10 protein-coding genes are annotated in these 14,649 nt (G+C 64.2%); 7 read left to right on the top strand and 3 right to left on the bottom strand.

Annotated features, from left to right (window positions below; genetic code table 11):
• The first annotated feature begins 46 nt into the window (after positions 1–46).
• Complete coding sequence (locus tag LQF09_RS16375) at positions 47–1,090, top strand: DMT family transporter (RefSeq protein WP_270068459.1); 1,044 nt, start codon at positions 47–49, stop codon at positions 1,088–1,090.
• 164 nt (positions 1,091–1,254) lie between these two features.
• Here LQF09_RS16375 and LQF09_RS16370 read toward each other — a convergent pair whose 3' ends face one another.
• Positions 1,255–2,292, bottom strand: coding sequence for an IS5 family transposase (locus LQF09_RS16370; protein WP_041105710.1), 1,038 nt, complete (start codon positions 2,290–2,292; stop codon positions 1,255–1,257).
• A gap of 276 nt (positions 2,293–2,568) precedes the next feature.
• Here LQF09_RS16370 and LQF09_RS16365 point away from each other — a divergent pair, with 276 nt between their 5' ends.
• The 5 genes from LQF09_RS16365 to LQF09_RS16345 all read left to right on the top strand — a co-directional run bounded on the left by LQF09_RS16365 (position 2,569) and on the right by LQF09_RS16345 (position 12,184).
• Complete coding sequence (locus LQF09_RS16365) at positions 2,569–3,198, top strand: tyrosine-type recombinase/integrase (protein ID WP_270068458.1); 630 nt, start codon at positions 2,569–2,571, stop codon at positions 3,196–3,198.
• A 1,091-nt stretch (positions 3,199–4,289) separates the two neighbouring features.
• Positions 4,290–9,437 carry a RecQ family ATP-dependent DNA helicase gene (locus LQF09_RS16360; RefSeq protein WP_270068457.1) on the top strand — a complete coding sequence of 1,716 codons (5,148 nt, stop codon included), beginning with the start codon at positions 4,290–4,292 and terminating at the stop codon, positions 9,435–9,437.
• A 241-nt stretch (positions 9,438–9,678) separates the two neighbouring features.
• Positions 9,679–10,104, top strand: coding sequence for a disulfide bond formation protein B (locus LQF09_RS16355; RefSeq protein WP_037984184.1), 426 nt, complete (start codon positions 9,679–9,681; stop codon positions 10,102–10,104).
• Positions 10,101–10,757 (top strand): DsbA family protein, encoded by a 657-nt coding sequence (locus tag LQF09_RS16350; RefSeq protein ID WP_270068456.1) that lies wholly within the window; start codon positions 10,101–10,103, stop codon positions 10,755–10,757. The genes LQF09_RS16355 and LQF09_RS16350 overlap by 4 nt, the downstream gene beginning before the upstream one ends.
• Before the next feature lie 146 nt (positions 10,758–10,903).
• Positions 10,904–12,184 carry a GGDEF domain-containing protein gene (locus tag LQF09_RS16345; protein WP_270068455.1) on the top strand — a complete coding sequence of 427 codons (1,281 nt, stop codon included), beginning with the start codon at positions 10,904–10,906 and terminating at the stop codon, positions 12,182–12,184.
• Positions 12,185–12,214: 30 nt separating this feature from the next.
• On the opposite strand, the gene cadR is transcribed toward LQF09_RS16345, so the two are convergent.
• Positions 12,215–12,649 carry a Cd(II)/Pb(II)-responsive transcriptional regulator gene (gene cadR / locus LQF09_RS16340; protein WP_002936377.1) on the bottom strand — a complete coding sequence of 145 codons (435 nt, stop codon included), beginning with the start codon at positions 12,647–12,649 and terminating at the stop codon, positions 12,215–12,217.
• Positions 12,650–12,748: 99 nt separating this feature from the next.
• On the opposite strand from cadR, the gene LQF09_RS16335 reads away from it, so the two are divergent.
• A complete protein-coding gene (locus LQF09_RS16335) occupies positions 12,749–13,384 on the top strand; it encodes a cation transporter (protein ID WP_037984186.1) in 636 nt (211 codons plus the stop codon).
• Between the two features lie 13 nt (positions 13,385–13,397).
• Here the strand turns inward: LQF09_RS16335 and chrA are convergent, their stop codons facing one another.
• A complete protein-coding gene (gene chrA, locus LQF09_RS16330) occupies positions 13,398–14,603 on the bottom strand; it encodes a chromate efflux transporter (protein ID WP_270068454.1) in 1,206 nt (401 codons plus the stop codon).
• Between the last annotated feature and the right edge of the window lie 46 nt (positions 14,604–14,649).

The raw sequence follows: 14,649 nt of genomic DNA, 5'->3' as shown, positions 1-14,649 counted from the left end.
GCTATCGTTTCCACCGGATGGCTGCCACGCCGTCCGGGCAAGGGCAATGAACAACATCCACGTTATCCACGCACTGCTCGCAGCCGCCCTGTTCGGCGCGAGCACCCCGTTCGCCAAGCTGCTGGTCGGCGAGATGTCGCCCTGGCTGCTGGCTGGCCTGCTCTACCTTGGCAGCGGGCTCGGGCTGGCTGCCGCGCGCCTGATCCGCGATCGTGGCTGGACGCCGTCCGGCCTGGCCAGGGGTGAATGGCCGTGGCTGCTGGGGGCGATCTTCTTCGGCGGCGTGCTCGGCCCGCTCGCGCTGATGTTCGGCCTCACGCGCACCAGCGGCGCGACTGCGTCGCTGCTGCTCAACCTCGAAGCGGTGCTGACCGCCGTGATCGCCTGGGTCGTGTTCAGGGAGAACGCCGACCGCCGCATCGTGCTCGGCATGTTCGCGATCGTCGCCGGGGGTGTCGTGCTGTCCTGGTCGGGTGGCGAAGGGGGGGCGAACGATTGGATCGGCCCGCTCGCCATCGCCGCCGGCTGTCTGTGCTGGGCAATCGACAACAACCTGACGCGCCGCGTGTCGGCCTCGGATGCGCTCTTCATCGCCGCCGCGAAAGGTGCGGTGGCGGGCACGGTCAACGTCGGACTGGCGTTTGCGCTCGGCGCGAGCCTGCCGGACGGTTCGGTCCTGCTCGGGACCCTGGTCGTCGGCCTGCTCGGCTATGGCATCAGCCTGGTGCTCTTCGTGCTTGCGCTACGCGGACTGGGGACGGCGCGCACCGGCGCCTACTTCTCGACTGCGCCGTTCATCGGCGCGGCGGTGTCGCTGGTCCTGCTGGGGGAGTCGACCTCGATCTCATTCTGGATTGCGGCCGCCCTGATGGGCTGGGGGGTGTGGTTACACCTCACCGAGCATCACGAGCACGAGCACGTACACGAGCTGATGGAGCATGGCCATCGGCACACGCACGACGAGCATCACCAGCACGAACATGATTTCGAGTGGGATGGCGACCAGCCGCATGAGCACTGGCACCGCCACGAGGCGCTGCTCCACAAGCACCCGCACTTTCCGGACATCCACCACCGGCATTCACATTAGGGCACCTCGAATAACCCGAGGGTTTCAGTGAATCCCACGACGCAATGATGACGGCGACCAATTTCGGCCCAATTCCTCTGGCAAACCACCGCGTTTCTCGGCGGAGTTGCCCCGTTTTTGCATCGAATCGCCCCAGGCATCGGCGATTCGGCCCATTTCGGGCGTCAGAAGGCCTCGATTCCGGCCTTCCGGAAGTAGACCAGCCGCTTCAAGTTGTAGCAGGCAGCCATCATCGTCATCGCAAAGTTCGCCCGCGCCCGACCGATGGTACGCAGCAACTTGCCGCCCATCTGTTCGATGGCGGCAAAGACATGCTCGACCCGGGCGCGCGTTTTGGCGATGCGCTGGTTACGCCGCTGCTGGCACTCGGTCAGCGGCTTGTTGCGTTTGCCCTTCCTCTGGATCTGGTTACGAAAGCCGTTCTCCTTCAGCCAGGCTTCACGCGCCTCGGACGGGTAGCCCCGGTCGGCATAGACGTCCCGACTCGTGTTGCCCGCATCGAAGACGTTGTCGAAGTGCTGGCTATCGTGCGTACTCGCGGTGTCGGTCTCGATTCGGCGAATGATCTTGTATTTCTTGTCGACGTTGATCGAGAGCTTGTAGCCGAAGTGGTTCTTGCCGTGCTTCTTCGTCCAGGTCGCATCGATGTCCTTCTGGCGGCGCTTGGCCGGCTTCCAGTCGGCGGGCATCGCACCGTGCTCGATCAGCGCCTTCTCGCCCCGGCTGTTGTGCTGCTTGGGGGCGGGGACCAAAGTGGCGTCGATGATCTGACCGCCGCGCGCGATGAAACCCTTCTTCAGCAACTGCGCCGAGACACCGTCAAAGAGCGCCTTGGCGCCCGCTTCACCAATCCGGTTCTCGAAGGTCCACACCGTGGTGCGGTCCGGGACGTGGGTCGCGTTCGCCAGTCCGCAGAAGCGCTTGTAGCTCATGCGGTCGAGCAACTGGTACTCCATCTGCTCGTCGGACAGGTTGTACAGGCGCTTGAGCACCAGGATCCGTACCATCGTCTCGGTCGGGTACGGCGGACGCCCGCCCTGCGCGCTCACCGGGCGCGGCGCAACCTCATCCACCTCGGCCGCCAACGACGCAAAGTCGATGTGCGACTCGATGTCGGTCAGCGGGTCGCCCAGCGCGTCGATCTTCTTGCGGTGATGCTCGTCAGCGAACAGGTCAGTCTTGATAGCGCTACGCGGTTTCATCGGTGCAGGCTGCAGGGTTCAGGACGTCGTGATTTTACCAAAGGCGGGCGGAGCAGAGGTTTTTCGAGGCACCCATTAATCGCCCAAGACACCAACTTCACGTCCGAAATATGACATTCGAGGTGCGCCTGCTTCACTTTGCAGCGGCCCTTGAACCTCGGATGACTCGACCGACAGCATTGGTTCAGCGACAGTTCGACCAATACCGGACGAATCTCCTGGAGAAGCTCTACGTTCCACACTGGAACTCCCTTCAACCGAGAAGAGGAGTTCATCATGAACACGACGACGAACATACCGGCTACGACGCATGTGCCCTGGAACAGGGGCAAGCTCGTTGGCCAGAAGGCACCCTTGAAGCTCAAGGAGATCTGGGCGATTCGCGTCCGCCTGCAACTGTCAAAAAACCTGCGCGACCTCGCGCTCTTCGATCTGGCAATCGACAGCAAGCTGCGGGGCTGCGATCTGGTCAAACTACGGGTACGTGATGTCGCTCATGGCGATCAGGTTGCCTCGCGGGCGATGGTGATGCAGCAGAAAACCCAGCGTCCTGTTCAGTTCGAGATCACCGAGCAGACGCGCGATGCGCTGAAGAACTGGATCGGCGCTGCGAAGCTGCGTTCCGAGAGCTTCCTGTTTCCGAGCCGGTTGCATAAGTCCGAACATCTGTCGACGCGGCAGTACGGAAGAATCGTCGATGGCTGGGTCACGTCAATCGGTCTGGACCCGAGCGCCTACGGGACCCACTCGATGCGGCGGACGAAGGCTTCGTTGATTTACCGTCGCACGGGGAACCTGCGTGCGGTCCAGTTGCTACTCGGTCACACGAAGATTGAGAGTACCGTGCGATACCTCGGGATCGAGGTCGATGACGCGCTGGAAATGGCGGAGCGTACCGAGGTGTGAACCGGTGATGGGTGAGCGACAGCCGCGATGCCGGCGGTCGCTTACCGGCCAGACGCGGCAGACTGAATTTCGCAAACGACGGACCGGTCAACTCAGAAACCAGCCGCAGGCCCACCTAGAGTATGAATGTCGCTTGTGGGTCGGTAGTTCCAGTTGGCAGGACGGAGAAGCCGCCGTTCGCCGTCGCCCGACGCTCGAAAGGCAGGTGACCAACACATTGCGGCCTGATTACGCCATCAAGCCACCGGTAGCTGAGGTCGAAGACAGGTCGTCGGTCGAAGTTGCAACTCGCGGGGGGCTTTCATGCGCCTTCCGTGCGCTCACCTTTTGTACGGCCTTGTCTTGGTAGAAGCGTCGCGCCTCGGCATCGACCGGTGCCACCCACCTGAAAATCGAGTGCCCATGCCCCTGATCCAACCCTTGAGCGAGCGCCGGTGCATCAGCTGTGATCGCTGGCATGGTCGGCGGCGGCCCGGCGACGCACCGGACACGGTCGAGGTCGCCTCCCCGACGGTACGCGGCGTCTGCATCGAGGGGCCGTGGCACCGCAGCCTGCGTGGCGTGCGTTCTGCCTGTGGGCAGTGGTTGCGCTGGCGTGAACTGCCGGCGCCCGTGGAAACACCCTCATCCGATTCCTGACTGCGCCGGGCCTTGCGCTGGATGACAACGCCCTGGCCGCATTCAGCGCAAACCGCAACCGCTCCGCCAGCGCGATCTCCCCGAGCTCGGCCCGCAAGGCAAAGCTCAGCAGGCCGGTACCGCAGCCATACTCGAGGGCGCGCATCGCCGAGCTGAGCGGAACCTCGCTGCGGATGCCGTGTGCAACAGCCTCTGCCCGTGCGACCTTCATCGGGTCGGCATCCCAGGTCGCGGCGCATTGATCGAAGTACGTGGTCGAGTTCATGGGGTATGGGGAGAAGGTATCAGTGTGAGGGGGCCATGATGGCAGACCTCGGCCTGCCCGCCAGTTCAGTCTCGATCTTGAGCCTGCTCTTGAGGCGTCACATGTCAAGCACCCGAGTGTCTGCCGGGAGTAACGGCATTCGAATGTCAATTACAATCCTGGTGGTTACCCCTATAAACCCATAGTCATGGCAGACCTGCCCCGTGCCCGATGTCTGTGCCTCGACATCGAAACGACGCGCCAGGACCGCATGGTCCTTCGTGAAGTCGGGGCCTATCGACCTGATCTGGATGCGCGTATCAAGCTCAATGGCCGCGCACCAGATCTTGCGACCAGGCTCGACGCGATCACCGCAGGCGCGGCCTTCGTGCTCGGGCACAACGTCGTCGCGTTTGATCAGCCGGCCTTGGCAGCTCTGCATCCCGGGCTGGCCTTGCATCGCTTGCCCTTGATCGACACGCTCGAGCTTTCCCCCGTCGCGTTTCCGCAGAACCCTTATCACCGCTTGGTGAAGGACTACAAGCTGTGCACGACGACGCGTAACGATCCGGTACGCGATGCAGAGCTGGCCTACGCGCTATTTCTCGACCAGAGCGAGGCGCTGCGCTTGCGCGTCGCCGACCACCCTGATGAGGCCTTGTGCCTGCATTTCCTGCTCGCCACGGAGGACGGGAAAGGGGTGGCCAACCTGTTTGCCTCCCTGCGCCGCGCACTCAGGCCTTCACTAGCAGACACCCGCGCCGCTTGGGAGCGTATGACGCGTGGCAAGGTGTGTATCACCGGGCAACGGCTGGTGGTCGACCAATTCCTGTCCAACCCGGATTGGCACAAGCCATTGGCGTACGTGCTGGCATGGCTGGGTGTGGCAGGTGGCAATTCGGTTTTGCCACCTTGGGTGAACCTGAGTTTTCCTCGGGTGCGCGAGGCGATCGCCATCCTGCGTGACACCCCGTGTGCTGACCCCGCGTGCTCCTGGTGTCAGGAACAGCACGATCTAGAAGCGCTCCTGTCGCGCTACTTTCCCGGAATTACCCGCTTCCGTTCCGCGCCCGCTACAGCGGACGGCCGCTCCCTGCAGCGTGCGATCGTTGAGAACGGCTTTGCCGGACGTCCCACCCTGGCCATCTTGCCGACTGGGGGCGGAAAGTCACTGTGCTTCCAGTTGCCAGCGCTTGCGCGCTACTACCGAAACGGCAGCTTGACGGTCGTGATCTCGCCCTTGCAGTCCTTGATGAAGGATCAGGTCGACAACTTGGAGGCTCGGGGGGCCACCTGCGCAGGCTATCTCAACAACATGCTCAACCCCTTGGAGCGCCGGGCGATGCTCGACAAATTGCGCCTGGGCGACCTAGGGCTGATTTTTGTCGCGCCAGAGCAGTTTCGCAGTTCGACATTTGCCAACGCACTCAAGCATCGCGAGGTGGGTGCATGGGTGTTTGACGAGGCCCACTGTCTGTCCAAGTGGGGGCACGACTTCCGTCCAGACTACCTTTACGTTTCACGCTTCATCAAGGCGCGACAGAAGGACAAGCCCTCGCCAGTATTCTGCTTCACGGCCACGGCCAAGCCGGACGTCGTGGACGATATCTGCGCACATTTCGAGAAGCGGCTCGGTTTCACACTTGATCGTCTGGAAGGCGGAGTCAGCCGAGAAAACCTGAACTATGAGGTCCGCCCCGTCCCGGTGCAGGCCAAATACGGCGAGGTGTTGCGACTATTGCAGGACGCCCTGCGCGAAGACGGTGGCGCCATCGTGTTCTGCGCGCGTCAGAAGACGGTCGAGGAGCTCGCTCAATTCCTGAAAGAGGCTGGACTGGCCTGCGGCCATTTCCATGGCGGTATGCTGCCCACTGACAAGCGCACGGTACAGGAGGCGTTTCTCGCGGGTACCCTACGCGTGATCGCTGCGACCAACGCGTTTGGCATGGGGGTGGACAAGCCGGACGTTCGCCTGGTGATCCACCTTGATACGCCAGGTTCGCTGGAGAACTATCTGCAGGAAGCGGGTCGTGCAGGACGTGACCAGGCACCGGCGCGCTGCATCCTGCTCTATGACGAAGCGGATCTGGACGTCCAGTTTCGCCTTCTGAAAAACTCCCGACTCACTCAGCATGACATCGGGGCCATCCTGAAGGCGCTGCGCACCATCCAGCGCAAAGACCGCAGCGATGGCGAGGTGGTAGTGACCAGCGGCGAGATCCTGCTTGAGATCCCTGAAGCACACCGTATCGACCCGGACGCGAGCGACGCCGACACGAAGGTGCGAATCGCCGTTGCCTGGCTCGAGGAAGCGCGGCTGCTTGAGCGTCACGAGAATCGCACCAATGTGTTCCCCGGGAGCTTGCTGGTGGCGAGCGAGGATGAGGCGCGGGCGATTCTGGAAAAGAAGCTTGGCCCCAACACCGACATCCAGCCTTATCTGCGGATCCTTGGCATTCTCATCCAGGGCGAGGATGACGAGGGGGTGTCCACCGACGAGCTGATGTTGGCAACGGGCCAGGACTCCAGAACGCTCCAGCACATGCTGCGCGAACTCGATCGTTGGAAGCTGCTGTCGAACGATACCGAGATCGGTGTGACCTTCTACCGCGATCCGGATACGGCTCAGCGGCTGGATGAACTGGCGCGACTGGAGAACGCCCTTGTCGCAAACCTGCGAGAAGCAGCGCCCGATGCTGCTGACGAGGGCTGGCAGGTTCTGAATGTACGCCACTTGTGCGACACCCTGAGACGTGACGCTCAGGTCGACTTCGACCCGGAACGGCTCACGCGTTTGTTGAAGTCCTTTACAGAGCCGTTCGGCGAAGGGCCGGGTAACCGAGGGTTTTTTGCATTACGTCCGCACACGGCGGAGACCCGCTACATCAAGCTGCTCCGCGACTGGCGAACAATCGACACCATCCGGGGGCGCCGCATGCGGCTGGCCGGTGCACTCGTCGCCGATTTCCAACGTCGTCGACAAGGCAACACGCTGCTCGTCACCTGTAAGCAGGGCGAGCTCGAAATCGCGCTGCAGAGCGACACTACGCTAGCTGATCTCGACGTATCGAAGTGGGACGCAGCGCTGGCTGCTGCCTTGCTGTACCTCGACGCCAACGAGGTGCTGCACCTGGCGCGCGGCAAAGCGGTGTTCCGGTCTGCGATGCGCATCGAGCTTGATGCCGAGGCACGCCGTCGCCAGTTCAAGAAGTCTGACTATGCGGAGCTCGCCTTGCACTACAAGGACAAGATTGTCCAAGTACATGTCATGGCTGAATACGCCAAGCTCGCAGCGCGCAAGATCCAAGCGGCGATGAACTTCATCGTCGATTACTTCAGCCTGGACCGCGCCGAGTTCGTGCGACGCTACTTCGCCGGGCGCAAGGACGTGCTTGAGATGGCGACGACTGAAGCTGCCCATCGTCGCATCCTCACCGAACTTGCCAATCCTGAGCAGCAGGCCATCGTCGCCGCACCACTCGAAGGCAACCACCTTGTGCTTGCCGGCCCCGGTTCGGGCAAGACGCGGGTGATCGTTCATCGCGTGGCCTGGCTACTGCGCGAAAGCATGGTGCTTCCTGCTGCGATCATGGTACTCGCCTACAGCCGCTCGGCCGCGAATGAGATCCGCCGTCGCCTTTGGGCGCTCGTAGGCGCCGATGCGGCTGGCGTTACGGTACAGACTTTGCACGGTTTGGCGATGAGACTGACAGGGACAAGCTATGCCGTCGCGCTCGAACATGGCGAAGCGGTAGATTTTGGCGAGGTGATTCGCAAGGCCACGCGCTATCTAAGCGCAACCGAAAAAGGCGATGACGCCGACCTCGGCCCGTCCATCCTTCGCGACCGGGTGCTTGCTGGGCTGCGTTTCCTCCTGGTCGATGAGTACCAGGACATCAATGGCGATCACTACGATCTCATCAGCGCGGTTGCAGGGCGAAGCTTGAAGACCGAGGAAGATCGCGTTTCGCTGATGGTGGTCGGCGACGACGACCAGAACATCTATGCCTTCGATGGTGCCAGCGTGCGCTACATCCGACAGTTCGAGACCGACTACGCGGCACGTCGCTACACGCTGGTCGAGAACTACCGCTCGTCACGCCACATCATCGATTCTGCAAACCGGGTGATCGAGCGCGCACGCGATCGGATGAAGTCGGGACAGGCTATCCGTGTGAACCATGCGCGTCGCGACCATGCAGATGGCGGGGAGCTGGCCGAGCGCGATTCGCTTGCAGCCGGTCGCGTTCATGTGCTCGAAGTGCCGAATGATCCGGGCCAGGAAGCCCAAGTCGCATTGCAAGAACTTCAGCGCCTGCATGACCTGATGGCACATGGCGAAGCCGGGCAATGGGGCCGCTTCGCAGTGATCGCTCGCCGCTGGGAGGATCTCGAGCACTTGGCCGCCCAATGTCGTATTCGCGGCGTTCCCGTTCAGATGCTGAGTGACACCGGCCAGCTCAGCCTGCACACCCTGCGAGAAGGGAATGCGCTCCTTGCGTTGCTTCGCGGGCAAGATCGCCGTGCACGGCGGCGGCGTGTGCTGGTCCGTGCGGGGGCGCTTGGGCGTTGGTTTCGCTTACGCTTCAAGATCTCGACGGACAGTCGGATTGCTCACCCACAGCGTGCTGTGCTTGCGCAGTTCATCGAGGACATCGACTCATCAGCCCCCGATGCCGAATTGGTCGCGGACGATCTCGTCGAAGCGCTCTATGATTTTGGCGCTGGCGGAAAGGCAATCGGGGGGTTTCGACCCAACGCACCAATGGTGCTCATGACCGCACACCGGGCCAAGGGCCTGGAGTTCGACCATGTCCTGATCCTCGATAGCGGCGGCTGGCTGGGTAGAGGGGACGACGAGAGACGGCTCTACTATGTCGGGATGACGCGGGCGCGCAAGTCGCTCACCTTGTGCGAGCGTCTTGGGGGGGAGCACCCCTTCGTGCACGATGCTGATGGGCTGACCTTGCGGTCACGGCCAGCCGTGATGGCATCTAAGTGCCGCATGGCCAATCGCATATGGCGCGCGGACCCCGAGAAGATCGTGCTCTCATGGCCTGGTTACTTTGCTCCTGAAGCGCCTATTCACCGGGCACTGGCGGCACTCGACATCGGCGATCCGCTCACTATGCGGCCACGCGACGAGGGAGGCTGGGAGCTTGCCAACGCGGCCGGGGTGGCAGTTGGGCGGATGTCATCCAAGTTCCAACCGCCCTCGGGCAGGATTGTCGCGGTCCGCGTGGCTGCCATACTCGTGCGCCACGCGAAAGAGGGCGCTCAGGGGCAGGCCCAGTTGAGGTCCCGAACTTGGGAGCTTGTGCTGCCGGAGATCGAGTATGCGGGGGATGAGCGATGATCGTGCTCCATGCTTGGCTGCCCGACATGCTTCTGCCGCATTGAGGCGGCCGTATTGAGGTTGCACGCGGTAGCCGCTGGCAAATGGCAGCTCGGACCGCTGTCCAGACCCCCGGTAAACCGTGCGGGATTCGCCGGGGAAACGGCCCCGTGGGACCTGATGTTCCATGAGAACTCTTGAGCGAGTGTGCAGGTCCATCGCGCTTCCCTCTATCCTCACCGCAATCCTCTAGGCTGATCCGATGCACAACAAACGAACGCAATGGTGGTGGCTGATGGCCGCCTGGGCTGTCGCCCTGAGCGCCACACTGGGTGCGCTCTTCATTGGCGAGGTGATGGGCATGACGCCCTGCGTGCTGTGCTGGTACCAGCGCATCGCCATGTTTCCGCTTGCCGTTATCCTGGGCATGGCCGTGTTTGCCGACGACAGGCGCGGCGCGCTGTATGCGATGCCGTTCGCGATTGTCGGCCTCGCCCTGGCGGTCTATCACAGCGCCTTGGTTGCCGGCTGGGTGCCGCAGTGGTGGGTGCCCTGTGGCACCGGGCCGTCGTGCAGCCAGCAGGCCCTGGTCATTTTCGGCGACATCCAGATACCCTGGCTGTCGCTGGCGGCGTTCTTCGCCATCGCCGCCGCCCTGACGATCTATCTGAAAAGGACCCGTGCATGAAAACAAGACAACTGCTGACGCTCGCCGTGTTGCTGATTCTCGGCCTGGCGTTCTACTTTGGCATGAATGCCTACCGAGATCGCACGCAAGCCGAGCAGGATGCGCGCGTTGCCGTTGAAGGAAGCCGCCTCGTGCGGATGCATACTCCGATCATCGGACCGCAGAGCGCACCGGTGACCATTGTCGAGTTCTTCGACCCGGCCTGCGAGACGTGCCGCGCCTTCTATCCGATCGTCAAGCAGATCATGGCCCAGCATCCGGACAAGGTCCGGCTGGCACTGCGCTACGCGCCCTTCCATCATGGCTCGGACCAGGTGGTGACGCTGATGGAAGCAGCTCGCAAGCAGGGACGCTATGTCGAGGTGCTGGAGGCCCTGCTGGCCGCGCAGCCGGAATGGGCCGACCATTCCGCGCCCGACGTCGGCATCGCCTTCGAGGCGGCGGCACGCGTCGGTCTGGACATGGTGCGCGCCCGGCAGGACATGGCGTCTGCAGAGATCCGGGCCGTGCTGGCGCAGGACATCGAGGATCTGACTGCGCTACAGGTCAGCAAGACGCCTACCTTCTTCGTCAACGGACGCAGTCTGCCCAGCTTCGGTCCCGAGCAGCTTGCGCGCCTGGTGGCGGAGGAAGTGGGGAAGGTTCAGCCCTGACCCCGCGCGTCTGCACCCCGCGCCTTGCCTGTCACACCGAGATGGCCCGTCCTGCGTGCGTTTGACATGCGGCGAAGCGCGCAGCCATACTTTCGACTCCGTTGCGGCGGGGCTCCCCGCCGCCGTGATCGCCTTCCAAGGACCCCATGCTCAAGGCCTTGCTCATTGATCCGTCGCGCTTCCAGCGCTCGGTGATCGAGTCGATTTTTCGTCGCCGGGATGTCGAGGTCGACATGGCCGACGGTGCGGTTGCCGGCCTGCAGGCGCTGGCCCAAGGGGACTACAACATCCTGTGCTTCTCGCTCGAACTGGGTGACATGCGCGGCCCCGAGTTCTACCGCGAAGTCCGCAGACGTCGGCTGGCAGAAGGGGTGCCCGCGCTGATGCTGGCGGCAACGCCGGACAAGCGGGTGTTTGACGATGCGATTGCTGCCGGGGTGACGGAGTGTTTTCCCAAGGCACGGCTCGATGAACTCGAGCAGTACATCGGGCAGTGGGAGCGCCGTTCGAACCGGCGCCTGTCCGGCCGCGTGCTGCTGGTCGAGGACAGCGACACCGCCGCCCAGTTCTGCAGCGAAGTCATGGAGAGGCTCGGGCTGGAAGTGTCGCGCTATCGCACCGCAGAGGAGGCGATTGCGACCTTGCCCCACGAGGACTACAGGATCGTTGTCACCGACTTCGTGCTTGAGGGGCTGCAGACCGGGCTCTCGGTGATCCGCGCCGTACGTGCGCTCCCGGGGCGCAAGGCCGAGTTGCCGATCCTGGCCTTGTCCGCGCTGGACAATGTCGCGCGCCGTGTGGAGATCCTGCGCGCGGGCGCCAACGATTTCGTGACCAAGCCAGTGGTGGCGGAGGAGCTGGCGGCCCGCCTGGGCAACCTGCTGATGTTGCGCATGCTGTTCGAGCAGCTGGCGGCGCAGCATGAACTGGTCAAGGAGATGGCGGTGCGCGATGCCTTGACCTCGCTGCACAACCGCCATCACCTCATGGCCGAGATGCCGCGCCTGCTGCAGGCGGCGCGCGAGAACGAGCAGCCGCTCACGCTGGTGGTCATCGATGTCGATCATTTCAAGCGCATCAATGACCACCATGGTCATACCCGCGGCGATGAGGTGCTTGTGGCCGTGGCCCGACTCCTGGCCGAGGCCGCGTCCGACGAGCAGTTGCTCGTGCGCTATGGCGGGGAAGAGTTCGTGTGTGCGCTGCTGGGCGCTACGCCCGCGCAGGTCGAAGACGATGCCGATCGCTTGCGCGAGCGCATTGCCTCTGCCTACCCGGCTGGCATCGAGGTGACGGCCAGCTTTGGCCTCGCCACGCTGCGTCCTGGCGAGACCTTCGATCAGTTGTTCTCCCGTGCCGATGAGGCGCTCTACGAGGCCAAGCGCAGTGGCCGAAACTGCGTCGTCAGCGCCGACAGCCTTTTCTGAGGCAGGTGGCGGGCGCCCTGGCTGCGTGTTTCAGTCCGTATGCCCGCCGTGGCATACGCACGCATCACCGAGTGCGGGGGCTTCCAGTTCGTGCAGGATGCCGCAGTGCGCTGCGCGGTTGGGTGTGCCGCATTGGCTGCGCAGGGTGGTGAGCTGGCGTTCGAGCGTGCGCAGGCTGTCGAGGCGGGCGCGGACACGGGCGAGCTGGGTGTCGATCAGCGTATTGACCTCGGCGCATTCCGCTGCCGGGTCATCGACGAAGCGCAGCAGGCGTGCGACGTCGGCCAGCGTGATGTCCAGCGCCCTGCAGTGGCGGATGAAGGCCAGGCGCTCGAGGTGTGTGCCCGCATACACCCGATAGCCGTTGTCGCTGCGAGCCGGTGCTGGCAACAGCCCGATGCGCTCGTAGTAGCGGACGGTCTCGACCTCGACATGGGCCGCCTTGGCCAGTTCGCCGATCTTCATCGCTTGCCTCTCCTCGTCGCGACATCGCATCCGATCGCTTGACCCTGTAGCGGCTACAGGGTGTTTGATGCGCCTATCGTATACAAACAGGAGCGCGCCGTGGCTGGTTGTTGTTCTCATTCCACCTGCGATGCGGGTGCGGCAAGCCCGCGTTTCCGCCAGGCATTGTGGATTGCGCTGGGCGTCAATGCGGCGATGTTCGTGGTCGAATTCGTCGCCGGTCTTGCTGTGGGGTCGGTTGCCCTGTGGGCCGACGCCCTCGACTTTGCCGGCGATGCAGCAAACTACGCGCTGTCGCTGATGGTGCTGTCGTGGGGGTTGCTGTGGCGGGCGCGCGCGGCCCTGCTCAAGGGGGTGGTGATGACCCTGTTCGGCGCAGCGGTCGTCGTGCGCGCCCTGTGGGCGTTCCAGCACGGCCTGGTGCCCGAGCCGCTGACCATGGGGGCTGTGGGTGTGCTCGCGTTGCTCGCGAATGCAGGTGTGGCGCTGCTGCTGTACCGCTTTCGCGGCGGCGATGCGAACATGCGCTCGGTGTGGCTGTGCAGTCGCAACGACGCGATCGGCAACCTGGCGGTCATCCTTGCCGCCGCCGGGGTGTTCGGCACCGGCAGCGGCCTTCCGGATCTGGTTGTGGCGCTGGTGATGTCCAGCCTCGCGCTGTGGTCGGGACTGGATATCATCAGGCATGCGAGGCGCGACATGGCTCATGCGCGCCAGGGGCAACCGGCGGGTTGAGGTCGAGGCGGTATCAGAGCAGTGCGCTCGTCGCCCAGCCGGCAAGGCCGCTGACGGTCACGACCAGCCAGGGCGGCAGCTTCCAGAACAGCAGCGCCACCAGGGCCAGCAGCGCCAGCCCGAAGTCGGCCGGGCCGTGGATCGCGCTCGTCCACACCGGGTCGTAGAGCGCGGCAAGGAGCAGCCCGACCACGGCCGCGTTGATGCCCGCGAGGGCCGTCTGGGTGCGGGTGTTCCGGCGCAGGCGCTCCCAGAACGGCAGGGCGCCGACCACGAGCAGGAAGGACGGCGCGAAGATTGCGAGCAGGCAGATGAACGCCCCCAGCCAGCCGCTCGGGGCGTCGTTCATCGAGGCGCCCAGGAAGGCCGCGAAGGTGAACAAGGGGCCGGGGACGGCTTGCGCCGCGCCGTAGCCGGCCAGGAAGCTGTCGCTCGCAACCCAGCCGCTGGGCACCACCGCGCTCTGCAGCAGGGGCAGGACGACATGGCCACCACCGAACACGAGCGCGCCCGCGCGGTAGAAGGCGTCGACCATCGCCATCGTCTGCGTCGGAAACAGTGCGCTCAGCATCGGCAGGCCGATGAGCAAGGCGGCGAAGAGGCCGAGCGCAAGCACGCCCGCCCGGCGCCCCACCGTGATCGGCAAGGCGTCCTGGGGCGCAGCCTCGCGCGCCGGCAGCGCGGCTAGGCCGATGGCAGCGGCCGCAGCGATCACGCCGACCTGCACCCACGCCGAGGGTAGCAGCAGCACGCAACAAGTGGCCGCCGCCATCATGGAGACGCGCGCCGTGTCGGGGCACAGGCTGCGCGCCATGCCCCACACCGCCTGCGCCACCACCGCCACTGCGGCAATCTTGAGCCCCTGCAGTACACCAGGCGGGATGGCCTCGGCATGTGTGGCGATGCCTATTGCGAACAGTGTCAGCGCGACCGCCGACGGCAGGGTGAAGCCCGCCCAGGCTGCCAGTGCCCCGCCATAGCCTGCGCGGCTGAGACCGAGCGCGATGCCGACCTGGCTGCTGGCCGGGCCGGGCAGGAACTGGCAGAGCGCGACCAGATCCGCATAGCTGCGCTCGCTCAGCCACTGGCGCCGGGTCACGAACTCGTCGCGGAAGTAGCCGATGTGTGCCACCGGGCCACCGAACGAGGTCAGGCCCAGGCGCAGGAACACCAGGAATACCGCCCAGGGGCCGCGATCGGGCCCTGCCATCTCGCGCATCGTTACGCCTCTTGGTACATGCCGGGAACGCGCAATCATAAGCGCG

The organism is Thauera sp. WB-2 (assembly GCF_027594845.1).
Classification (GTDB): domain Bacteria; phylum Pseudomonadota; class Gammaproteobacteria; order Burkholderiales; family Rhodocyclaceae; genus Thauera; species Thauera mechernichensis.
Note: the sequence above shows the minus strand (reverse complement) of the source record. Positions and strands in the feature narration are given on the sequence as shown.